Origin of the sequence: Chryseobacterium barbadense, from assembly GCF_042849955.1 — a bacterium.
In the GTDB taxonomy this organism is placed as follows: Bacteria; Bacteroidota; Bacteroidia; order Flavobacteriales; family Weeksellaceae; genus Chryseobacterium.
The window spans coordinates 44,956-68,781 of sequence record NZ_BAAFHL010000005.1; the positions used below are offsets into that span (position 1 = coordinate 44,956).

General features: G+C 37.3%; 23 protein-coding genes. 9 read left to right on the forward strand and 14 right to left on the reverse strand.

Annotated elements, in window-relative coordinates; translation table 11 throughout:
* Nucleotides 1–243: 243 nt before the first annotated feature.
* Genes ACGHIN_RS04380 through ACGHIN_RS04395 form a run of 4 tightly spaced genes read right to left on the reverse strand, consistent with a single transcriptional unit; the run spans nucleotide 244 to nucleotide 2,839 of the window.
* Nucleotides 244–921 (reverse strand): RluA family pseudouridine synthase, encoded by a 678-nt coding sequence (locus tag ACGHIN_RS04380; RefSeq protein ID WP_390451141.1) that lies wholly within the window; start codon nucleotides 919–921, stop codon nucleotides 244–246.
* Complete coding sequence (locus ACGHIN_RS04385) at nucleotides 922–1,245, reverse strand: hypothetical protein (protein ID WP_390451143.1); 324 nt, start codon at nucleotides 1,243–1,245, stop codon at nucleotides 922–924. It abuts the gene before it with no gap.
* 4 nt (nucleotides 1,246–1,249) lie between these two features.
* Nucleotides 1,250–2,065 carry a 3-methyl-2-oxobutanoate hydroxymethyltransferase gene (gene panB / locus ACGHIN_RS04390; protein ID WP_390451145.1) on the reverse strand — a complete coding sequence of 272 codons (816 nt, stop codon included), beginning with the start codon at nucleotides 2,063–2,065 and terminating at the stop codon, nucleotides 1,250–1,252.
* Between the two features lie 60 nt (nucleotides 2,066–2,125).
* The gene (locus ACGHIN_RS04395; protein ID WP_390451147.1) at nucleotides 2,126–2,839 is read right to left on the reverse strand and encodes a Crp/Fnr family transcriptional regulator; all 714 of its coding nucleotides are present in this window, start codon (nucleotides 2,837–2,839) and stop codon (nucleotides 2,126–2,128) included.
* Between the two features lie 89 nt (nucleotides 2,840–2,928).
* On the opposite strand from ACGHIN_RS04395, the gene ACGHIN_RS04400 reads away from it, so the two are divergent.
* The 9 genes from ACGHIN_RS04400 (at nucleotide 2,929) to ACGHIN_RS04440 (ending at nucleotide 12,578) form a co-directional block, all read left to right on the forward strand.
* The gene (locus ACGHIN_RS04400; RefSeq protein ID WP_390451149.1) at nucleotides 2,929–5,307 is read left to right on the forward strand and encodes a heavy metal translocating P-type ATPase; all 2,379 of its coding nucleotides are present in this window, start codon (nucleotides 2,929–2,931) and stop codon (nucleotides 5,305–5,307) included.
* Between the two features lie 110 nt (nucleotides 5,308–5,417).
* On the forward strand, nucleotides 5,418–5,651 hold the full coding sequence (gene ccoS, locus ACGHIN_RS04405) for a cbb3-type cytochrome oxidase assembly protein CcoS (RefSeq protein ID WP_123264270.1): 234 nt from the start codon (nucleotides 5,418–5,420) through the stop codon (nucleotides 5,649–5,651).
* Nucleotides 5,652–5,656: 5 nt separating this feature from the next.
* Nucleotides 5,657–7,918: a cytochrome-c oxidase, cbb3-type subunit I gene (gene ccoN / locus ACGHIN_RS04410; protein ID WP_390451151.1), complete on the forward strand. Its 2,262-nt coding sequence runs from the start codon at nucleotides 5,657–5,659 to the stop codon at nucleotides 7,916–7,918.
* Nucleotides 7,919–7,938: 20 nt separating this feature from the next.
* A complete protein-coding gene (locus ACGHIN_RS04415; protein ID WP_123264268.1) occupies nucleotides 7,939–8,136 on the forward strand; it encodes a cbb3-type cytochrome oxidase subunit 3 in 198 nt (65 codons plus the stop codon).
* An 8-nt stretch (nucleotides 8,137–8,144) separates the two neighbouring features.
* Entirely contained in the window at nucleotides 8,145–9,026 is an 882-nt protein-coding gene (locus tag ACGHIN_RS04420) for a cbb3-type cytochrome c oxidase N-terminal domain-containing protein (protein ID WP_390451153.1), read from the forward strand.
* Between the two features lie 97 nt (nucleotides 9,027–9,123).
* Nucleotides 9,124–10,578: a cytochrome c oxidase accessory protein CcoG gene (gene ccoG, locus ACGHIN_RS04425; protein WP_390451155.1), complete on the forward strand. Its 1,455-nt coding sequence runs from the start codon at nucleotides 9,124–9,126 to the stop codon at nucleotides 10,576–10,578.
* A 9-nt stretch (nucleotides 10,579–10,587) separates the two neighbouring features.
* Nucleotides 10,588–11,040: a FixH family protein gene (locus tag ACGHIN_RS04430; RefSeq protein ID WP_390451157.1), complete on the forward strand. Its 453-nt coding sequence runs from the start codon at nucleotides 10,588–10,590 to the stop codon at nucleotides 11,038–11,040.
* Nucleotides 11,031–11,795: a sulfite exporter TauE/SafE family protein gene (locus ACGHIN_RS04435; RefSeq protein ID WP_390451159.1), complete on the forward strand. Its 765-nt coding sequence runs from the start codon at nucleotides 11,031–11,033 to the stop codon at nucleotides 11,793–11,795. Before ACGHIN_RS04430 ends, ACGHIN_RS04435 begins: the two co-directional genes overlap by 10 nt.
* A gap of 18 nt (nucleotides 11,796–11,813) precedes the next feature.
* Nucleotides 11,814–12,578, forward strand: coding sequence for a hypothetical protein (locus tag ACGHIN_RS04440; protein WP_390451160.1), 765 nt, complete (start codon nucleotides 11,814–11,816; stop codon nucleotides 12,576–12,578).
* Nucleotides 12,579–12,634: 56 nt separating this feature from the next.
* On the opposite strand, the gene serS is transcribed toward ACGHIN_RS04440, so the two are convergent.
* The 10 genes from serS to ACGHIN_RS04490 form a co-directional block, all read right to left on the reverse strand.
* On the reverse strand, nucleotides 12,635–13,903 hold the full coding sequence (gene serS / locus ACGHIN_RS04445; protein WP_390451162.1) for a serine--tRNA ligase: 1,269 nt from the start codon (nucleotides 13,901–13,903) through the stop codon (nucleotides 12,635–12,637).
* 75 nt (nucleotides 13,904–13,978) lie between these two features.
* Nucleotides 13,979–14,482: a hypothetical protein gene (locus ACGHIN_RS04450; RefSeq protein ID WP_390451163.1), complete on the reverse strand. Its 504-nt coding sequence runs from the start codon at nucleotides 14,480–14,482 to the stop codon at nucleotides 13,979–13,981.
* A gap of 80 nt (nucleotides 14,483–14,562) precedes the next feature.
* On the reverse strand, nucleotides 14,563–15,822 hold the full coding sequence (locus ACGHIN_RS04455) for a lipopolysaccharide biosynthesis protein (RefSeq protein WP_390451165.1): 1,260 nt from the start codon (nucleotides 15,820–15,822) through the stop codon (nucleotides 14,563–14,565).
* Nucleotide 15,823: 1 nt separating this feature from the next.
* Nucleotides 15,824–16,954 (reverse strand): glycosyltransferase, encoded by a 1,131-nt coding sequence (locus tag ACGHIN_RS04460; RefSeq protein WP_390451166.1) that lies wholly within the window; start codon nucleotides 16,952–16,954, stop codon nucleotides 15,824–15,826.
* Between the two features lie 85 nt (nucleotides 16,955–17,039).
* Complete coding sequence (locus tag ACGHIN_RS04465; RefSeq protein ID WP_390451168.1) at nucleotides 17,040–17,525, reverse strand: hypothetical protein; 486 nt, start codon at nucleotides 17,523–17,525, stop codon at nucleotides 17,040–17,042.
* A 106-nt stretch (nucleotides 17,526–17,631) separates the two neighbouring features.
* Nucleotides 17,632–18,411, reverse strand: coding sequence for a (Fe-S)-binding protein (locus ACGHIN_RS04470; protein ID WP_390451169.1), 780 nt, complete (start codon nucleotides 18,409–18,411; stop codon nucleotides 17,632–17,634).
* Nucleotides 18,401–19,021 (reverse strand): hypothetical protein, encoded by a 621-nt coding sequence (locus ACGHIN_RS04475; RefSeq protein WP_390451171.1) that lies wholly within the window; start codon nucleotides 19,019–19,021, stop codon nucleotides 18,401–18,403. Before ACGHIN_RS04475 ends, ACGHIN_RS04470 begins: the two co-directional genes overlap by 11 nt.
* A 10-nt stretch (nucleotides 19,022–19,031) precedes the next feature.
* Nucleotides 19,032–20,360 carry a 4Fe-4S dicluster domain-containing protein gene (locus tag ACGHIN_RS04480; protein WP_390451173.1) on the reverse strand — a complete coding sequence of 443 codons (1,329 nt, stop codon included), beginning with the start codon at nucleotides 20,358–20,360 and terminating at the stop codon, nucleotides 19,032–19,034.
* A gap of 15 nt (nucleotides 20,361–20,375) precedes the next feature.
* On the reverse strand, nucleotides 20,376–21,326 hold the full coding sequence (locus ACGHIN_RS04485) for an MlaD family protein (protein ID WP_390451175.1): 951 nt from the start codon (nucleotides 21,324–21,326) through the stop codon (nucleotides 20,376–20,378).
* 124 nt (nucleotides 21,327–21,450) lie between these two features.
* Nucleotides 21,451–23,604: a peptidylprolyl isomerase gene (locus ACGHIN_RS04490; RefSeq protein WP_390451177.1), complete on the reverse strand. Its 2,154-nt coding sequence runs from the start codon at nucleotides 23,602–23,604 to the stop codon at nucleotides 21,451–21,453.
* Nucleotides 23,605–23,826: the final 222 nt, after the last annotated feature.

Consider the following 23,826-nt stretch of genomic DNA (forward strand, 5'->3'; position numbering starts at 1 on the left):
TTTCAAAATAGCATAATTTAGACAATATATATGAATAATTCATTTTATTTTGAATTATTTAACAAAAACAACCCCTTTTAAGCCGCCTCATAATGCATATTACGCAAAAACAACCTTTTAGTAAAAAAGAAAAAAAAATTAAAAAAATATTTTTACAAAATTTTTTATTCAAAGAAAAAAAGAGTAGCTATTGCCACTCTTTGCAGTAATTTAATTTTCAGAAAACCAATTTTTAAGAAAATTCTATTCACAAGCCCTCCAAACTGAATCATTTTGCGGGACCGATGCTATAATCTTTATTTCTTCTTTGGTTACAGGATGAATAAATTCAAGCTTTCTTGCATGAAGGTTAATTCCACCATCCGGGTTGGAACGCGGTGATCCGTATTTTAAGTCGCCTTTTATCGGAACTCCTATTTTAGATAGCTGTGCCCTGATCTGATGATGCCTTCCCGTTTCTAGGTCAATTTCAAGAAGCAGATAATTATCAAGGTTTTTAATAACAGTGTATGTTAAAATGGCTTCTTTTGCCCCATCAGTAGCTTTAGGAAAAACAATTGCCTTATTATTTTTTTCGTTTTTCTTCAAATAATGAACAAGCCGTTGTGTTTGAGGAATCATCTCTTTAGCAACCACCGCCCAGTATGTTTTTTTTATTTCCCTGTTTTTCACCATCTGCGTAAGTCGGGAAAGTGCTTTGGAAGTTTTAGCATAAATAACAAGACCAGACGTAGGGCGATCAATACGATGAACTAATCCAAGAAATACATTCCCCGGTTTGTTATCCCTTACTTTTATAAAATTCTTGATTGATTCCAGTAAAGATTCATCTCCAGTCTTATCTCCCTGTACAAGTTGCCCCACTTTTTTGTTGATCACCAAAAGATGGTTGTCTTCATATACAATCTGTTCCTCCATCACTTACTGTCGATAGCTTGGTCTGTTTGAGAATGATAGAATAATACCGCCCAGAACTCCTAAAGTTTTTATTCCTGAAATTTTCCATTCGGGTGGGAAAAGCGCACCGATAATACAAAGTGCTGCAGCACCATACATCGCATACATAAAATTTTTGTTGGAAAGCATAGGCGCCTGTAAGAAAAAGCTAATCCCAATTAAGATATAGAACACTTTCCTGGAAAGCAGGTTGTTAATTTCAGGAGAAAATAGATTAAACCATCCTGCCGCAAGGCAAATTAAGGCAATAATAGAAATAACCCCTTGTGTTGTCTGTTGATTCTTCATAAAATTAATAGCTTTCTTTTTCGTTTGGGAAATTAACGCTTTTCACATCTTTCACATATTGGGCAACTGCCCCGGTAATTTCAGTATAAAGATCAAGATATCTCCTTAAAAACTTTGGGGTGAAATCTTTATTCATTCCTACCATATCATGATACACCAAAACCTGTCCGTCGCAATGAGGGCCTGCTCCGATTCCGATGGTTGGAATAGAAATGCTCTCAGAAACCTGCTTTGCCAGATCGGCAGGAATTTTTTCCAACACCACAGAAAAGCACCCTAATTCTTCCAGAAGCTTCGCATCATTGATTAATTTTTCTGCTTCCGCTTCTTCTTTTGCCCTTACCTTATAGGTTCCGAATTTATAGATGGATTGTGGCGTTAATCCTAGATGCCCCATTACCGGAATTCCGGCATTGATGATTTTCTTGATTGATTTTGAAATTTCTTTACCTCCTTCGATCTTCACCGCATGAGCTCCTCCCTCTTTCATCATTCTCACCGCAGATTCCAATGCTTTTTCCGGATTACTCTGATAGGTTCCGAAAGGTAAATCTGCTACTACCAAAGCTCTGTCGATCCCTCTAACCACACTCTGCGCATGGTAGATCATCTGGTCTAAAGTAATTGGCAACGTAGTTTCGAATCCCGCCATTACATTTGCGGCAGAATCTCCTATCAGTACGGCATCAATCCCTCCTGCATCTACCATTTTAGCGGTAGTAAAATCATAAGCTGTGAGCATGGTTATCTTTTCCTTATCGAATTTCATTTTTCGTAAGGTTTCGGTAGTAACTTTTTTAATTTCAGAATGAACAGACATAATTATTGTATGTTTAAAAGTTAAAAAGTCGGCTTTCGCCGACTTGTATTTTTGTATGGATTATAAAACTACGTGTCCTAGTTTCATTAGTTTGTCGTGATTCAAGATTTTGATGTTTCTGCCATCCACTTCGATGAGATGATCCTGCTTGAATTCGGAAATCAATCGGATGGCACTTTCCGTAGCTGTTCCTATGATATTGGCGATTTCTTCTCGTGTTAAAGAAATTTTGATGAACCCTTCCGGATCCACTCCCAGTTTCTGCTCCAGAAGTAATAAAATTTCCGCCAATCTTTCTCTTACTGTTTTTTGGGCAAGGAAAGTAATGGTATTGGATGATTCTCCCAATTCATATGCAATTTTCTGAAGCATTACAAATGATAATTGAGGATCAACTTCCAAAAGATGCATGAAAATCTCAGAAGGCAGGAAGACACATTCAATGTCTGTCATAGCTTCAGCTTTCGCCTGGAAATTTTCCCCGCAAAGCAGAGATCGATATCCTATAATATCGCCTTCTTTAATAAATCTTAAAATCTGATCTTTCCCGAAAGCCCCTGACTTCGATAATTTTGCCGCTCCTTTTTCCAAAACAAACACTCCTTTCGGAGTCTCGCCGTCCTCGAAAATAGTATCGTGTTTCTGAAAACTCAATCTTTTTTTGGCATTAATATATTTTTCGAAATCTGCGCTGGAAAGTCTTTCTTTAAATGATTTATCATTAAAAACTCTGGCAAATCTTTCTTCAATCGCTAACTGTTTTTCCTGAGGCATTTTACATGACATTTATCACAAAAATAGAACATTTTAACTCGATAAACAAAAAAAATTGTTATAATTTTGTAAGTCAATATTTTATGAAGGTGAGCGAGAACTGTTATCATTGCGGACAAGGTATAGAAAAGGAAAGAATTCTTTTTGATGAAAAGACTTTTTGCTGCAACGGCTGTAAATCTGTCTACGAAATTCTGAACATCAATAATTTAAGTAATTTTTACGAATTAAATAAAAAGGCAGGAATTCGCCCGAGCGATGAAAACTCATCCCATTTCGATTACCTGGATACTCCTGAGATTTTTGAAAAGGTAACTGATTTCTCTGAAGGAGCAACCAGCCTGGTCACGTTCAAGATCCCCGTAATCCATTGCTCTTCATGCATTTGGCTATTGGAAAGCCTCCATACCCTGAATAGGGATATTAAATATTCGCAAGTTAATTTCACCAGAAAGACCCTACAGATCTCTTTCAATCATAATAACCTAAAGTTAAGTGAATTAGCTAAATTCCTAACGAACCTGGGGTATAAACCGGTCATTAGTTTAGAAACTGCGGAAAAAAATGTTGATCACCTCGATAAGTCTCTTTTGGTAAAGTTTGCTATTGCAGGCTTCGCTTTTGGCAATGGAATGTTCCTTGCTTTCCCCGAATATATTGGCGGTGAAGATTATTGGATGGACCATTACAAAGGGCTTTTCAGAATACTGATGTTTTTATTGGCAACGCCTGTTGTATTCTATTCCGCATCAGATTATTACAAATCTGCATGGTACGGCCTAAAAAACAAAATAGTCAACATTGATGTTCCGATTGTTTTAGGAATTCTCGTACTCTACGGAAGAAGTATTTATGAGATTGCAACAGATTACGGCCCCGGATATTTTGACACATTGTGCGGCCTTTTATTCTTCATGCTTTTAGGTAAAATCTTTCAGAAAAGAACTTATAATGCGCTTTCCTACGACCGGGATTATAAATCTTTTTATCCAATTGCGGTTACCAAAGTTGATTTTGAAGGAAAACAGGAAAATATTTTACTTTCTGAGATCAAAATTGGCGACAGAATACTGGTAAGAAATCAGGAAATCATTCCTGTGGATGCCGTTTTGATCAATGGTGAAGGGAATATCGACAACAGTTTCATTACCGGAGAAAGCGTAAGCATCAGTAAGCAACCGGGAGATAAGATTTTTGCAGGAGGAAAACAAATAGGTTCATCATTGGAGCTTGAAGTAATCAAGAATGTTGATCAAAGTTACTTAACCCAGCTTTGGAATAAAGAGGCTTTCAAAAAACATGAAACCGGACTTGACACTCTCACCAATAACATCAGTAAATACTTCACTTTCATCATTTTAGGCATCGCATTGATCTCAGGGATTTATTGGTCTTTTATTGACCTTGAGAAAATGTTCCAGGTGATTTCCGCCATTCTAATCATTGCATGTCCTTGTGCCTTAGCTCTTTCAGCGCCCTTTACATTCGGGCATATTATGAGGATTTTGGGCAGAAATAAATTCTATGTAAAGGACACTTTGACGATTGAAAAGATTGCGAAACTTGATACTATTGTTTTTGACAAAACAGGGACCATCACTCATAGAAAAAAATCAAATATTGCTTACGAAGGTTCTGAAATTCAGGAATTTGACTTAGCCAACATCAAAACTTTGCTGAAGAACTCCAACCACCCTCTTTCCAAATCTTTGTACGAGTTTTTGGACATCCATGATAATTATTTCCCGGTGGAGAATTTTGAAGAAATTTCAGGAAAAGGATATCTTGCCCATGTAAGGGGAAATGTGTACAAAATAGGTTCTGCCCGCTATAACAACCAGGAATCCAAAAACCTTGAAACAGCAGTTTACATCAGCAAAAATGATGAGTTTTTAGGAAAATTCATCTTTAAAAATGAGTACCGGGGAAACCTTAAAAACCTGTTTCAGCGACTCATCAATTACAAGATTTTCATCCTGAGTGGAGATAATTCTTCTGAAGAAAATCAGCTTAAAGAACTGATTCCTAACTACGAGGAAATGGCCTTTAACCAAAGCCCGGAGGACAAGTTGAATTACATTAAAAATCTTCAGGACAAGAATTTAAAAGTAGCCATGCTTGGAGATGGCTTAAACGATGCCGGAGCATTGAAACAAAGCAACGTTGGAATTGCTATTTCTGACGACACCAATACTTTCACCCCATCTTCCGATGTGATAATGAATGGGGATAAAGTAGTCACCCTGGACAATTACCTGAATGTTTGCAAAGGCTCTATAACGATTGTGAAAATGACATTCATAATCAGCTTTTTGTACAATATTGTTGGTTTAAGTTACGCAGTCACAGGACACATGCATCCTCTTTTTGCTGCGATCATCATGCCGATAAGTTCTATTACGGTGGTTACATTCACCACACTTTCAACTTGGATCTTGGGTAGAAAATATTTCAGGAAACAAGCCTGAAACACGCTTATTTAGACTGATTTTAAATTAGCTGAAATCCGTATTTCGTGATGAATGTCATTATTTTTCACTAAATTTGAACCCCGAAAATTGGTTAATTTTGTTGTCCAATGGATATTCTATATTTAATGATCTTATGCAGCGTTTCTTTGGCTGCAATTTTCCTGGTCGTTTTTATAGTCAACGCCAGAAAAGGACAGTTTGAGGACGACGAATCTCCAGCTGTAAGAATCCTTTTTGACTCTGATGAAATCAAGGAAAAAGAGGAGGAAAAGGTTGGCAACAAAGAAACAGACCTGCAAGAAAAAGGAGACAATAAAAAAATTGAAGAAAAAAGTGAATAGTTGATATGGAAACACAAAAGTTTAGTTATGACAACAATATTGTCCGGGCATTCCTTTATGCTACCGTTGCTTTCGGGATCATAGGGTTTTTGTTTGGGCTTACAGCAGCCTTAATGCTTTTCTATCCTGAGCTTCCCGAGTTTTTCTTTGGAACGGATGATACAACCATTAAAAGCTTAGCCTCCGGCAATATACAAGGCTTGATCGATACACAGGGAGCGTTTGGATTCGGAAGAATAAGAATGCTGCATACAACAACTGTAATTTTTGCATTTGTATGTAACAGTGTATTTGTGGGAGTCTATTACTCATTACAGAGACTATTGAAGACAAGAATGTACAGTGATACTTTATCATGGATACATTTCTGGACATGGCAGATCATGATTATCGCTGCCTATATTACCTTCTTTATGGGGATCAATACTTCTAAAGAATACGCAGAACACGAATGGCCGATTGACATTTTAATCGCATTCTCATGGATCGTATTCGGAGCGAATATGTTCTTAACGATTGCGAAAAGAAGAGTAAGACATCTTTATGTAGCGATCTGGTTCTTTATCGGTACCTGGATTGCAGTAGCAATGCTTCATATCTTTAACAACTTAGAGGTTCCGTTATCATTCACAGGCTGGAAATCTTATTCAGCATATGCAGGGGTAAAAGATGCTATCGTACAGTGGTGGTATGGTCACAATGCAGTTGCATTTATCCTAACGACTCCGGTTCTTGGTTTGATGTATTATTTCTTACCTAAAGCAGCGGACAGACCGGTATTCTCTTATAAGTTATCTATTATTCACTTCTGGTCATTAATTTTCGTATATATCTGGGCTGGTCCTCACCACCTTCAGTATACAGCACTTCCGGCTTGGGCACAGGCTGTGGGAACAGGTTTCTCTATCATGCTTATTGCACCATCTTGGGGAGGAATGCTAAATGGTCTTCTTACGTTAAGAGGAGCTTGGGATAAAGTGAGAGAAAATCCTATCCTTAAATTCTTCGTAGTTGCAGTTACCTGCTATGGTATGGCAACATTTGAAGGTCCCCTTTTAGCAACTAAAAACATCAACAAAATTGGTCACTTTACAGACTGGGTTATTGGTCACGTACACTTAGGTGCTCTTGGATGGAATGGTTTCATGGCATTTGGGGTGATCTATTATTTGATCCCAATCTTGTGGAGAACTAAACTTTGGTCTGTAAAATTAGCTAACTGGCATTTCTGGTTAGGTACATTAGGAATTATTTTCTATGCAGTACCTATGTATATTTCTGGGTTCACTCAAGGGTTAATGTGGAAGCAGTTCAACCCGGACGGAACTTTAGTATGGAAAAACTGGCTGGATACCGTTACCGCTATTATTCCTTACTTCAAAATGAGATTCTTAGGTGGAGCATTCTACCTTTCAGGAGCTATCTTAATGGTGGTTAACCTTTATAAAACAGTAAGAGCAGGGTCATTCCAGAAAGAAGTTCCTGCGGAAGCACCTGCTTTAGCTAACATCAGCAAAAACAGAAAAGAAGGAGAAGGAACTCACCTTTGGTTAGAAAGAACACCAGTTTTATTAGGGATCTTATCTTTCTTAACGATTTCAATCGGTAGTTCAGTGGAAATCATCCCGACTCTATCTCTTAAGAAGAGTGTACCTACCATTTCAGCAGTAAAGCCATATTCTCCACTAGAACTAGAAGGTAGAGATATTTATATCCGTGAAGGTTGTAACGCTTGTCATTCCCAGATGGTAAGACCGTTCAGAGATGAGATCGTAAGATTCAATGGTAAAAACGGGCAATATTCAAAAGCTGGAGAATTTGTATATGACAGACCATTCTTATGGGGTTCTAAGAGAACAGGACCGGATTTGCATAGAGAAGGAGGTAAAAACCCAAGTTCTTGGCATTACAAGCACATGTATAACCCAAGATCTACTTCCGCAGGTTCCATTATGCCTCGTTACCCTTGGTTAATTGCTAATAACTTAGACAGATCTAAAATGGTTGACAAAATGGTATTAATGAAAAATGCATTTGAAGTACCATACACTAAAGCTGAAATAGATTCTGCCAACAAATGGGCAGATAACCAAGCGGCAAGAATCGTAAGAGATATCTTCTCTGAAGCTACCGACCTGAAAGATGCATATGCTAAGAGACCTAAAGGTGAATTGGAGAAAAAAGAAATTGTAGCTCTTATCTCTTATTTACAAAGATTGGGAACTGATATCAAAACAACTGAGATAAAAACAGCAAGTAATAACTAAAACATTAAAAGGTTCAATTCATGATTCCTCAGAATTTTAAAGATATATTATCCAATACTGAAAATGCTGGCTTTTACCAGACATTGGCTCTGATATTCTTTATGCTGTTCTTCGTAGCCTTGGTAATTTATGTTTTTAGCAGGCCTAAAAAATATTACAAGGAAGAAGAAGAGGCGCCTCTTGAGGATGACGCTGATGAATCTGATTTTAAAAATTAAACTTTATTATGAAACAAAGAACACCGGTTTTTGTAAACATTTTAATAATAACTGGACTTTTAATAGTTTTTTATTATTTGTTTGTTCAAAGCTATTCGTTTTTATCTTCACCTTATTTCTGGGGAACTATTGTAATAGGAAGTATTTTAGCTTATATCCACAGTGCAATTGGAGATTTAATTGAGAATAATAAATTCAAAAAACTAAGTCCTGAAGAAAAGGCAGCTTATTTAGCTGAAAAGAAAGTTCCTTACTTCAAGAGATTATATAATGCAGCCTTCAAAAAACAATCTGCGGCTGAAGAAAAAGATATCCTTATCGACCACGGTTTCGATGGGATCATGGAGCTGGATAATCAATTACCAAAATGGTGGGTAGGTTTATTCTGGTTTGGGACTGCTTTTTGTATTGTATATGTTGCGGCATTTACTTTCACAGACTTCGCACACCCGATCAGTGAATATGAAGTAGAATATAAAGAGCAGATTGCAAGCATTGAAGAGTTTCAAAAATCTCAGCCTCCTGTAACCATTGAAACTGCTAAATATTCAGCAGACAATATTGCGGAAGGAAAAGAATTATTTAAAACAAACTGTGCGTCTTGTCACAAAGAAGATGGTAGTGGAGGTATCGGTCCGAACTTAACGGATAACTACTGGATCAACCAGCCTGAGAAAACGCTATTCAAAACTGTTTTCCATATGGACTGGAATGGTTCACCTACGAACCCTTCGATGAGGCCTTTCGGTAAAAACGGTGAGGTTTCCGGTGCAGAGATTGAAAAGATTGCAGCCTATGTATATCATATCAATCAGGAACAACCTCCGGTAACGCCGGCTCAGGGTGGTGCTGCTCCTCAGGGAACAGAAGCACATTGGGAAAAAGAATAATTTTAAAAAGAAATTAGAAAACATATGAAAAACATAATTTGTTATTAGAAAAAAAATAGTAACGAATTATGTTTTTCTTTTTTTAAACCTATACAACATGTCAGACATAGAAGAAATAGAAGTACGCGGCGGACAGGGACAGGTTCTGGACCCTGAAACTTACAGAGATTCTATAGGGACTATGGAGCAATCCGGAAAAAGAAAATGGGTTTTCCCAAGAAAACCTAAAGGCAGATATACCAACTATAGAAATGTTGTAAGCTATATTTTATTACTTATTTATTTTGCGGTTCCGTTTATTAAAATCAATGGCAACCCATTACTCTTATTTAATGTTATCGATAGAGAGTTCTTCATTTTCGGACAACCTTTCTATCCACAAGATTTTTTCATCCTTACATTAGGAGCTATTGCTTCTTTGATATTCATTATTGTATTTACGATTGCTTTCGGTAGAATTTTCTGCGGATGGATATGTCCTCAGACAATTTTCCTGGAAATGATTTTCCGTAAAATAGAATATGCGATTGAAGGAGACAGAAATAAGCAGATGAAGCTGGACAGACAGGAATGGAACAGTGAGAAGATCTGGAAAAGAGGACTGAAGTGGAGCATTTACATTATTATCTCTTTAATCATAACCCATTTTATGTTCATGTATATTGTGGGCTATGAAGAGGTATTAAGAATTATTTCGGAAGGGCCTTTTGCCCATCCTACTAATTTTATCGTAATGATCCTTCTTACGGCAGCCTTCTACTTTGTATTTGCCTGGTTCAGAGAACAGGTATGTACACTGGTTTGTCCTTACGGAAGATTACAGGGAGTGTTGATCGATAAAGATACCATCAATGTATTTTATGACTTTAAACGTGGGGAGAACAGGGCTAAATGGAGAAAAGGAGAAGACAGAAAAGCAGCAGGTAAAGGGGATTGTATTGATTGCCACCAGTGTGTGGTGGTATGTCCTACCGGAATTGACATCAGAGACGGGCAGCAATTAGAATGTGTAAACTGTACGGCTTGTATTGATGCATGTGACGAAGTAATGGAAAAAGTGGGTCTTCCAAAAGGCCTGATCCGATACGCCTCTGAAAACGAAATAGAAAAACAAACCGGATTCAAGTTCACAGGAAGAATGAAAGGCTTCACGGTATTCCTTGTCTTGTTGGTTGGATTCTTAGGCTATCTTCTTTATAACCGTGGAGAAATGGAGGCTAAATTCATTAAACCGGCAGGAAGCACCTTCTTTGTAAGGGACGGTAAAATTACCAATACCTATAACTATACTTTCTTAAATAAGACGAACGAGAAGAAGATTGTCACCATAAAAGTACTTGAGCCGGCACATGGTGAAGTTATTTACAGCGCTTCAAGCAAAATTCCGGTAGAAAGAGATAAAATTTCAAAAGGGACCATCAATATCAGTTTCCCTGAAAACGAAATGAAACTTTCCAAACAGAATATCACGATCGGAGTTTATGATACAAAAGGTAAGCTCATCGATTCTTACCAGACTTATTTTGAAGGACCATTTAAATTACAATTTTAATTTTTAAAGATGAAAAACTTGAGTTGGGGACACGGTGTTGTTATTGCATTATTTGCATTCATAATATTTATTTTATCCATGTTGTTCCTTTTCCCGAATGGGCAGAAGAATTCTGAAATGGTAACGGATAATTACTATGAAGAAGAATTACAATACCAAGATGTAATTGATGCTAAGAAAAGAGCAGACAACCTGCAGGAAAAGCCTGCTTACAGCCAGTCTGCAGAAGGAATTAAAATAACATTTCCTAAAGACTACAATAATTCCAATACCACGGTAAAATTTGTTTTAAACAGGACCGACGATCAAAATTTAGACGTAAAAAAATCTGTACAGCTTGATGCCACACAATCTTTTCTGATTCCTGCTCAGGTATTAAAAGCAGGGAATTACACCTTAAGACTGATGTGGACAAAAGATAAAACAGACTACAGAATGGATTATGATGTGATATGGAAATAACACTTCTCATATCGGCTATCGGCTTGGGCTTTGCTTCCGGATTTCATTGTATCGGGATGTGCGGCCCTATTGCTTTGTCGATGGGATTAACGAAGAAGCAGGCTGCGAATTATTACCTTCAGAACCTTACTTATCAGTTCGGAAGAATTTTTACGTATGCTTTACTGGGTGGTCTATTGGGTATCATCGGAGAAGGATTTGAAATGGCCGGTTTCCAGAAGTATTTAACCATTGCGGTAGGTATTTTGCTGATTATAATGGCCCTATTCTCATTCGGGGGAAAAGATTTTGCTTCTAAAATACCTTTCTTTTCCAAATTTCTGTTTTCTGTAAAATCCAATTTAGGAAGACTACTTCAAAAGGCGGATTACCGCTCAAGATTTACTACGGGTATCCTCAATGGATTTCTTCCCTGCGGAATGGTTTATATGGCTTTAACGGCCAGCTTAGCCGGTGGAGGAATATGGCAGGGAGCTTTATATATGGCTTTATTCGGATTGGGAACTCTCCCATTTATGTTTGCGGTAGTTTTAGTCGGAAATCTCATGAATCAGGCTTTCAGAATAAAAGTATTGAAAGTCATTCCGGTAGTTATGATTATTTTAGGCGGATTATTTATCATAAGAGGATTGGAACTTGGAATTCCCTATATTTCTCCAAGAGCTGAAGCGATGACTATTTCCAAAGACAACCAGGGCTCATGTCATTTAGAAGGAGATCATAGTAAACATAATCATTCAACCAATTGTCATTAATATTTAAAAACTAATATTATGAAAAAAAATGTATTATTCCTTTTCGCAATCTGCCTTTTCGTATTACAATCCTGTTCAGTGAACTCCGAAATTACTTATCATAAAGACTCTGCCTCTACAACGGTAATGGATCTTGATATGAGGGATGCCATGGAAATGATGAAATCTATGGTTCCGGACTCTGCTAAAAATGATCAAAAAGAATTAGCCGAACTGGAAAAGCTTCCAAGAACATGGACCAGTCTTTATGAGATGGAGAAAAAAGAAGGTAAATTAAAAACCCAGGATCCGGATTCTATTAAGATCATGAAGAAAATATTTATGAAGTCTAATGCCGAGGGTAAAGAAATAACCGGTCTTTCTCTAAAAATGGATCACTTTACAAAAGCTGACTATGACGGTCTTACAAATTTTTCCAAAGAGGAAAAATTACCTATCGATCAGATGGCATTGAATTCCTGGGATGGAAAAACATTAGTGATCAATACAGACCAGTTCAGCTTGGATGGCTTAAAAGAGATCATGTCCGGAAAAGATATGGGAGATGGTGAAATTTCAGCAGAACAGGCAGGAAGCATGATGAAAATGATGTACAAAAGTGTGGGAACCACATTGAAATTTGAGAATAAAATTAAATCCATTACCGGAAAGCATGACTGGGTTTCCAAAATAGATAATTACTCCGTAAGGATCAATTATGATTTAGATGCCTTGTTTGGTGACGCTAAGGATAAAAAAGCCCTCAAAAATTCAGATAAGAAAATAGTTATTGTCACAGAATAAAATAAAAGCCACCGGAATCCGGTGGTTTTTTATTTATAGAATTAAGATTTGTCATCTTAATTAATCAAATCAAATCTTGCATACTCTGCAACTTTCTTAGGAAGCTTGATCCCTTCTGCAGTCTGGTTGTTTTCGAGAAGAGCTGCCATAATTCTAGGAAGCGCCATTGCGGAACCATTTAACGTGTGAACCAACTGAGACTTTCCTTCCGTTTTGTAACGGCATTTCAAACGGTTCGCCTGGAAAGTTTCAAAGTTAGAAACAGAACTCACTTCCAGCCATTTTTCCTGAGCTGCACTCCATACTTCGAAATCATAGGTCATCGCCGATGCAAATCCCATATCTCCACCGCAAAGCCTTAATATTCTGAAAGGCAATTCAAGATCCGTCAAAATCTCTTTTACGTGCTCTACCATTTCCTCTAAAACAGCATAAGAGTTTTCAGGTTTTTCCACTCTCACAATCTCAACCTTTTCAAACTGATGAAGACGGTTCAATCCTCTTACGTGAGCTCCATAGCTTCCTGCTTCTCTTCTGTAGCATTGAGAGAAAGCCGTATTTTTAACCGGAAGGTCTTTTTCGTCAAATAAAACATCACGGTATAAATTCGTTACAGGAACTTCAGCTGTAGGAATCAGATACAAATCATCTGCTCCGATATAATACATTTGACCTTCTTTATCCGGTAATTGCCCTGTTCCATAACCTGATGCTTCATTTACAACATGAGGCGGATTAACTTCAATATATCCTTTATCCACGTTTTTGTCCAAGAAATACTGTACCAAAGCTCTCTGTAACCTCGCTCCTTTGCCGAAATAAACAGGGAATCCTGCTCCTGCAATTTTCACCCCTAATTCAAAATCGATAAGGTTATATTTCTTAGCAAGCTCCCAGTGAGGAATAGCGCCTTCCCCTAAACCTGCTACGTCGTGAGACTGATAAATGATTTCATTATCATCTGCAGATGCTCCGCTTTTTACCAACTCACTTGGAACATTCGGGATCTGGTATAAAATATCTAATAAAGCTTTTTCCTTTACGTCTAATTGGGACTGTAATTCTTTACTCGATTCCTTGTATTGTGCTGTTTTAGATTTTGCCGATTCAGCTTCTTCTTTTTTTCCCTCTTTCATTAAAAGCCCGATTTCTTTGGAGATTTTATTGATTTCGGAAAGTTGCGAATCTAATTCAAACTGAATTTTTTTTCTTTCATCGTCAGTAGCAATAGCTTCATCCACCAACTCAAGATTTTTGAATTGTCTTTTTTTCAGACCTTCTAAAACGCGCTCTTTGTTATCGCGTAAAAAATTGACTTGTAACATTTTATTTAGATGTTAGTTATTAGATTGTCAGTTATCTTATGACTTTGATTCTGACAGTTGTACAAATTTAAAAAATTATTTTACGATAGTCACTACATTGGGTAAACCGGGTTCTTTGGTAAATTTCAGCTCGTGATTGTAATACACTTTCGAGACCTGAAATGCGGAAGGCGTCCAGTGGTATTGAATTTCCAATGTATCGTTAATGGTATCTGTGACGTTATTTACCGTTCTTCTTAAGGCCAATGCAATGACGGAATGATAAGTCCTGTCCTCCGGACTTATGGAATCCAGTGTCAGTCTTTTTGCTCCCGCAACATATTCAATATAATAGGTAGAATCCACTCTCATTTTCAGAGCAGCATTAACCGGTGCCGAATTGGTATTTCCGTTGGTATCATTCATAGGGAAAGCAAAAAAATAGCCCGGTGTTTTATTACTCAGAAGATCCTGTCCCGCACTGTTTTTGATATAAAGATTCAATATCTGATCTATTTGCTGCAAAGAATCTTCATCACCACTTCTACAGCTCAGCAGGGCGAAAAATACGACTAATATTCCAAATACGATGTTCCTCATTATCAGCAAAGATAAAACTTATTTTAATTTCCCGGAGCATTTATCAGTAGATTAACCAATCCGGTGTAAATTAACAATCATTACTTCATTCTATTCTTCGATAATTTATTGAGCAGAATTTGAAATTCGTTTTTGGAAATGAAAAAATCCTGAATATGAAATTCCGTGATCTGGTAAAATTTCCAGAACAGCAATGCTGATGATAAACAATACGATATAGAGGTTACAATACATGCACCGGTAATTCCCCATCGCGGAATAATGTAAAAAGAAGAAATGATGGTGAAGACAACTCCGATCAGGGATTTGGCGTTCAAAATCCGGAGCTTGTTGATCCCTGCAAAATAGTAGCCTATAATATTACTGGTTGCTATGGCTAAAATCCCCGGCGATAAAAGCAAAATGATCTGCTTTGTCTGGTGAAAATCACTCCCAAAAATCATCACGTAAAATTGAGCAGGCAATAGTAAAATTCCTGCAATAAAAAGCAATGTGGTAAAAAAACTGATTCTAAGGGAGATTTTCGTCTTTTCAATAGCCACATTCTCATTTTCATCATTCACCAAATCCGAATACAGTACAATAGCCAGGCTCCTGCTTACCGTCCAAATAGCTTCGGAGAAAGCGACTCCTATTGAAAATATCCCCACACTTACGATTCCTTTGTAGTATTCCAAGAAATAAAAAGAAAGCCTATTGTTCAGGAATTGCAAAAAAGAACTTAGCTGGATTTTCCATCCGTAATTGAACATGGTATTTCTGATAGGTACAGAAAACGATACATTAGCCATTTTACAGCGTCTGAGTAACAAAAATGAACTAAGGAAAAACAAGAAGGCATAGCATTCCGTTTGTGCCAGAAAATAAGCCGATACGGAAGTAATACCTATGATGTATATAATGGCAAGAATAAAAACGATATGTACAAGTTGCTGCAAAATGGTGAACAAATTAAACATCCGGATATTCTGTTTTCCCACAAACAAATTGATATTGGCAGCTAATAACGAAGAAAAAACCGATAAGCAAATCAGATAGCCCAAATATTCTACCGGGCGTATTATACTGAAAATAACAGGAACAAAAATCCCGATCAGAATCGACCACAGGTATGCATATAAAAGTATTTGCTCGGTTTTATATTTAGAGGCAAAATAGGTAACACTGCTTCCAACGAATATATTACTGAAAAATCCTATAATCGTTAAATCTGCGATCACCATTGAAATGACTCCCTTTCCTTCACTCCCCCACATATTGGTAGAGTAAATAACAAGTCCGAAATTTAATATCAGTATTAAAAATCGGGAAATGAAAGTCTTAACAATAGTATTCTTCATCTCAGTATAGTGCTTTTTGGACGAAGTCCACAAATATATCCCGGATTATGTTCCAGTTATACTTCTTCTCATATTCCATTCGGGCATTATAAGCATGATCATCATATCTTTCAGGATGATCAATATAATTTAAAATAATATCAGCAATTGATCCTGAATCTTTTGGGTTAACCAGAAATCCAAATTTTGATACATCTACATGCTGCCTTGTTGCTGTGAGGTCTGTATAAATCACGGGTTTACCAGAAGCGGCATAGTAGAATATTTTAATCGGAAGACAATGGTCATTTTCATAATTAAGCTCCCTTAAATCAAAACAAATATCTGCAGAAGCATAGGTTTGTGTAAAATTTTCAAATGATGCCGGTTTTTCAATCCTGACATTATCAAATTGATATTCAGCTAATTGATCCTGAAAATATTTTTCATCTTTTTCTTTCCTTGTTCCTCCTATAAGTAAAATATCAATTTGCAGTTCAGGCCGTTTTTTATTAAGTTGATCTATTGCTTTAAAAAAATTTCCGATGCCTTTTTCTTCAGACATTTGCCCGGTGTAGCACAAGGTAATCTTTCCGGATTCTAACTTTTTGATATGGGTTGCAATATAACGATCATCAGGATAATATGTGAGCAGAATATTTTTCTTGAATGGAAACACATATGCCAAAGGAAACCTCTTGGTCTTCTCGCCAAAAATAAAGTGAGTGCTTAGATATCCTGCATACAGTTGGATCAGAAAAAATTTGATGGCATGAAAAGGCTTTAAAAAAGAAGGATATCTTTCCACCATTCTCATCGAAGGATACCATTCGGTAATATCATAGATGATGCTGATTTTTTTCGCTTTTTTAATCTTTTTCGCTGCCATTACGGCTAAAGGTTCCGAACAGATAATGCAATCGGGCTGAAAGCGGTCACCTGCTTCCCGGAGCTTCCGTTTTTTTTCGCTAATACTTTGATCTAAAATCCCAAAGGCTTCTATTTCAATTCCATCAATATCCCCCTGAAAATCTGCATAAAGGCTGCAGACTTTCACTTCATGCCCACAGTTTTTCAATTCTTTTGCCTGGTGGTAGAAGATTCTGTCATCATTATAGCTATGCGAAGTCGTTAAAAAAAGAATTTTAGACATCAGTTATTAGTTCTTTTACAAATATACTTTAAAACAAAAAAGTGGAAATATCTTCCACTTTCTATTTATTCTAATGTACTACATTTTATATGGATGCGGCCCAGCTTTTATCCAAAGGCAAAAGAAAATGGCTTAGGAAATCCAGATAGGTATTTTTTGAGAAATCAAAAACTTCGATGTCTTTTGATAATTCTCCGTTTCTAAGTCTGGCCTTGAATTCCTGAAGCTTTAGTGTTTTTACTTCACCATTTTCAACATAGCTGGCTTTCATCCTGTCAAATAACCCTAATTGATATTCTGCATCAATTTCTCTCATGACTTTTCCTAAAGCGTCAATACTGCATCCTGAAGCCATTTCTTTCTCTTCATCTACACAGATCACGATAAATTGATTTTTTTCAATCTTAAATGACGAAGAAAGTGGTTTTCCATGAGCAGCCCAGGTTGCCAGAAAGTCAAATAACTTTTCGGTAATTGTCTTGGCTTCTTTGGTTGTGAAAGGTCTTGAGGCCGGATATATGATAACTCTGTAGTCGTTTGTTTCAACGACGTTTGATTCTTCAATTTTCATTTTTCAATACATTAAAGTACAAAATTAGTAAATAAATTCGAGTTCTGATTTAAACAAAAAAACTCAAGAATCCATCTTGAGTTTTTAATTATTTTTATGGGTAAGCTTATAAATCTTCCGCTTCTGCCAGAAGCTCCACAATATCTTTTACCGCAACTTCCGTATTCTTGTTGAAGTGTTTCACCCCGTCTGTCATCATCGTATTACAGAAAGGACATCCTGTTGCGATCACTTTAGGCTCAAAAGATAAAGCTTCTTCCGTCCTTTCAATATTGATGTCTTTATTTCCTTTTTCAGGCTCTTTAAACATTTGTGCACCTCCAGCTCCACAGCAAAGGCCGTTGGTTCTGCAACGCTTCATCTCCACCAGTTCGGCATCCAGTTTTTCCAAAAGCATTCTTGGTGCTTCATATTCATCATTGGCTCTTCCTAAATAGCAAGGATCATGGAAAGTAATTTTTTTTCCTTTGAAAGCTCCGCCCTCAATTTTCAGCCTTCCTTCTTCCATCAGTTTTTTCAGGAATTGAGTGTGGTGCATTACTTCATAATTGCCACCCAGGCTTGGGTATTCATTTTTAAGGGTATTGAAACAATGCGGGCATGCCGTTACAATTCTTTTTACTTCATAGGCATTCAGAACTTCAATATTCGTTAACGCCATCATCTGGAAAACGAATTCATTTCCGGCACGTTTGGCAGGATCTCCGGTACAGCTTTCTTCCTGTCCCAATACGGCAAAGTCTACCCCTATTTTATTTAATATTTTGCAAAATGCTTTGGTGATCTTTTTCGCACGGTCATCGAAACTTCCGGCACAACCCACCCAAAACAAAACTTCCGGCGATTTTCCTTCGGCAGCATATTCTGCCATTGTTTTAATTTGCATTTTCTTTTTGTTTAATTAAAAAATCCGCATAGTATTCTTTGGCCTTCTTCATTACTTCCGTCGGTATTACTGATGCATAAAGCGGATTGGTTTCATCGTAATTCACATATTTCCATACATTCCCTGTAGACTTATCATTAAGGGCTACAGTCATGCTTTCTTTGCTCATCTCTATCGTGTTGTCGTTCAAAAACCTGGCTTTCATCCCTTGTACTTCCATCATACCGATCATCATTTTTTTCTTTTCGTCATCAAATTTTTCTTTCAGAAAAGTCATTTTCATATTCATCGGGAAAGTAACAAATGCGTACTTTACATTATCTTTTCCGGAGAAAACATCAGAAGCCTTAAACGCATTTTCATCAATTTTTCCTATTTCTATTTTGAACTCTTCATTACCTTCAAACATGGTCTTGAATGCATCAACCATTGTTTCTTTGCTAATTTTTTCAAATATAGCCGGATGGGTAAGGTTCAGTATTCCGTTATAATCTTTTTTCTCCATCAGTACCATAATGGATCTGGAGTCGTCAAGGATCTTTTTCTGATCAGCAGATTGCGCCATCAGAAAGCCGGATATCAATATAAAAATGAAGAATAATTTTTTCATTTTGTGAACGTTAATCATTGGCCCAGTTTAAACGGTCGGCCTGATTGTATTGCCAAGGAGCCGCATTGTTCTCCACATTGGTCATCATCAGATTCAGTTCCTGTGGAGCTGCCGATTGTTCCATCACCAGGAATCTTCTCATATCAAAAATGATGGAAAGCGGATCAAGCAGTACAGGGCAAGCTTCAGTACAGGCATTACATGTAGTACATGCCCAAAGTTCTTCTTTGGTAATATAATCGTTCAATAACTTTTTACCGTCATCTACAAATTTTCCGTTTTTATCAATATTTCTTCCTACTTCTTCCAGACGGTCTCTGGTTTTCATAAGGATCAATCTCGGAGAAAGCTTTTTACCTGTAATATTAGCAGGGCATACGGCAGTACACCTTCCACACTCTGTACATGAATAGGCATTTAGTAATTGTACCTGGTTTAAATCAAATACATCTTCTGCTCCGAATTTTGAAGGAACATCTGTTTCTGTACCTTCTGCCGGTGCAGCGTACGGATCTGCATTAGGATCCATCATCAATTTAATTTCTTTGGTAACAGATTCCAGGTTATTGAATTTCCCTTTCTTTTCCAGGTTAGCATACCAAGTGCTCGGGAATGCCAAAATAATATGTAAATGCTTTGAATAATACAGATAATTCATGAAGAATAAAATCCCCACAAAGTGGAACCACCATGCGGCTCTTTCCGTAAAGAACAAAAAGCTGTCGCCAAAGTTACTGAAGATCGGAGCCAGAATAGTAGAACTGATCGGGAAACTTCCGTGTTCGGGAAGTAAGCCTTTCTGTTGTAATACCCAATCGGAAGTATTCATTGTAAAGAAAGCCACCATAAGAGCAAACTCAATAATCAAAATCCAGTTCGCATCTTGTTTTGGCCATCCGAAAAGTTCTTTCATCGTTAATCTTTTAACTCCGTAAAAATTTCTTCGGATAAAGAATACAACAACACCAATAACTACCAAAAGGGCCAGGATCTCCAATGTTGCTGTAAAAGCATTATAGAATCCATGTCCTAAGATCGTTGCCAAAAAGCGGTGTGTCCCGAATAGCCCATCAACAATGATCTCTACGAGCTCTATATTAATGATAATGAAACCTACATATACAAAAAGGTGCAAAATCCCTGCAACAGGGCGTTTTACCATTTTGCTTTGTCCCATCGCTACTCTTGCCATGGTTTCCCAACGTTCGGGTTTTCTATCGCTACGGTTGATATCTCTTCCTAATCTGATGTTTCGATAGATCTTCTGTAGGCTTTTCGCAAACAGTCCAAAACCTGCAACTAATAAAATCAGGAAAATTATGTTATCGATGTACTGCATAAGGTCTGTGAGTTATTAGTCTTTATTGTTCTTGCCAAAAACCGAGAAATTGATATATCTTTTCGGATTGGCTTTCATGTCTTCAATTAAAGAATTCAGATTGGTAGATGCCGAATTCAGGTTATTGTAAAGCTGTTCATCCTTCATTAGTTTACCTAAGCTTCCTTGACCGTTATCAATCCCGCCGATTACCTGATTAAGCTTTCCTACAGTTGCATCTAAGTTGGCGATGGTAGCATTCAATTTCTGGGTATCGATGCTTTCAGCCAGGTTTCCGTACTTATCTAAAGTAACTTTACCGCTTTGCATCGTTAAGCTTGCATCATCCAATACTTTTTGAAGTTTGGGATCATTGTTTCCAACTAATGAATTTACACTGGCTGCGGTAGACTGTAAAGCGCCAACTGTTTTATTAAGATTAGCCAATAGTGCTTTGATTTCCGCTCTGTTCTGAGCATCTACAAGCTGGTTTGCATTAGCCATCAGAGAATCCACACGGTGAAGAACAACCTGTAACTGGTCTTTAACCGGACCTACCTGTGAAGACAGATTATTCATCATTGACAACTTGAATGCTCCTTGTAAGGTGTCCCCATCTTTTGCAGTAGGACCTCCGTACATAAGATTTACCCTCATTTCCTTTCCTGACATTAATCCCGGTTCAAAAATTTCCAAGGTAGAATTCTTTGAAAACTCAAAATTATTATCAATCGTAACTTTTACAATAAAATGGATTTTTCCATCTTTTGTGGTCTGGGGAATAATCTTATCCACCTGCCCCACTTTTAACCCGTTGATCGAAACGGGAGAAGACTGGGCCAACCCTTCTACATTGTCATATCTTGCGTAAAATATATTGTCGGTAGTAAAAAGACTTCTGCCTTTCATAAATTGAAATAATAACACAAAGCCTACAATAGCTAAAAGTGCGATCACACCAGCTTTTAATTCTTTACTGAACTTCACTTGCTAAATTTTTTCTAATGAGCAAATATAAGACATTTAAATTAATGTTATTCTTTATTGCTCTGCGTTAAATACAAAAAAAGCGGCAAAAACTTTGCCGCTTTATATCAATGAAATTGAATTCTTATTGTTGTTGTGTTCCAAGCTTACTCCATATCTCGATTCTGTAATCTTCAATATCTGCATTATCCTGTAAGCTCTTCATCCATGCCTGACCAAACATTCCTGCATTTCTCTGCGTGATAGATTCTGTCAACTGTTTAAGATCACCAGGTTGTTTGTTCATTGTTTCATTCTTTTTGATCAGTACATACACTCCTGTTCCTCCTTCTACCGGATTAGAAAGTTTACCTTTCGTAACTCCAAATGCCGCTCCTGCTACTTTAGGTTCCATAGATCCTCCCACTGAAGGGTTTAAAAGGTTCACCTGTGCCGATTGTTTTGTAGTGGCAAACATTTTAGCAATCTGGTCTAGGTTAGATGCTTTAGCTGCAGCAATTTTATCTGAAATTTGTTTTGCTGCCAGTTTGTTTTTTACAATCACTTCAATCTGATCTCTTACAGATTCAGGATCAGCAAGACCTTTTTCCTGCTTTCCGTTCAGATATACTACAATTTTATCTCCCGTTCCTTCAACTGTAAAGAATTCTGCGTCACCCTTCTCTCTTTTCTTATCGAAAGCCCATGCAAGGATTTCAGAGTCTTTATCCGTACCTAAACCTTGCAGCTGACCGTCGAATCTTTTAGCCGCTTTAGGATTAGAGAACTGATAATTAGATTTTTTAGCAATATTTACGAAGTCGTTGAAAGACTTTCCTTGAACCTGCTGGATAAATCTTCTTGCTTTTTTATCTGTATCGGCTTCTGTAGCTTCAGAAGGTTTAACTGCTTTTACAAGGTTCGCTACCTTATACCCCATTGCTCCAGGCTTTTTATCCTGAATATTGATAATATGGTACCCGAATTGTGTTTCTACAACACCCGTAGCCCCTTTCGGATTGTTCGCCAAATATGTTAAGAATTCAGGAACAAAAGGCGTTTCCGGGGTGGTCCAGCCTAAGCTGCCGCCTTGTGCTGCAGAATTAGGGTCATTAGAAAGCTTGATGAAATCTGTAAATTTAGCAGGATCCGCTTTTACAATAGCCCCGATAGAATCCGCTAATTTTTTAGCTGCTTCTTTAGATCTTGTCACTCCCTGTCCTGCAGGGCTGCCTTTGAATGCAATAAGGATATGTCTTGATAATGTAGAATCCGATGTTTTCTTATCCAAAAGCTTAGATACTACATATACATTCTGCTCTTTATAAGGACCAAAGGTCTGACCAATTGCTGCAGTAGCAATCTGGCCCTGAATAGCCTGAGGTAATTGATTAGGCTTTAGATACTGTTCGCTGAAAGGCATATCGGAATTAGCCATTACAAACATTGAGTCATTGGTTGTATTCTGGAAATTTTCTTTTCCTCCGCTCGCATCTGTACCTCCTGAGAATAGTTTTGTGATTTCTTTCTGGGTAGCTGCCTCATCAGCTGCACTTGGCAGAGAAGGGAAATATACAATCCCGATATTTCTGCTTGGCTCAGTTTTGAACATCACGGGATGCTGTTTAATATAGTTTGCCAGATCTTCAGTGGAAACATTGATCTTGGTTTTTTGAAGATAAGCTGCATAATCAATTTTCACAAAGTCGATATCAGCAAGCTGGTCTCTCTGCTTCATTAATTCTTCCGCTTCTTTCTTCCCAGTCGTGATTCCGGCAGAAAGATTAGCAAATACCTGTCTTGCCATCAATCTGTACTCGATTGCTTTTTTAGATTTCAACCACTGGTTGTATCCTTCCGGACTGGCATTCTTTAATTCCTCAATTTGCTTCTTAAGCTCCTGGGTTTTAAAATTCCCTTTTTCATCGAAGAACTGTTGGTTTTGAGCAAACAATTGATCATACTGGATCTGATTCCAGAAGTAATCTTCCGTCATTTCAAACCCCATTTTCTCGAATTGTTGCTTGATTAGCTTAGATTGCACTAGCAACTGCCAAGCCTGCTCTTCAAGACCACTCTTTGGCTGGCCTTGCTGCTCTGCCTGCTGCTGAAGTACGAAAAGCTGATCATTATACTCTTCACGGGTAATTTTCTCACCATTCACTTTTCCTAAAACATCAGGATTTTTTCCAAAAACCTTATCGATACTGTCAGGATTCACCAGGAAGGCTAAAAGCGCCAACGCAATTACTCCCATCAAAAGCCAAGGTCTATTCCTAATCTGTCCTAAAATTGCCATTTTATAAATTATAGTTTTTTATCAGTTTGCGAAAATACACATTTTTAAGAAATTACAGAAACGTATATGCTTTTTTTAATCTTTTTAAACGCAAACTTATATAAAAAAGGAAATTTTGACCAGATTTTTCACTAAAAGACAAATGGCATAAGTATTGTGCCATTTAGAATGATATAGTATGACCGGCATTCTTCCGGTATATTATCAGAATATCACTTTAAC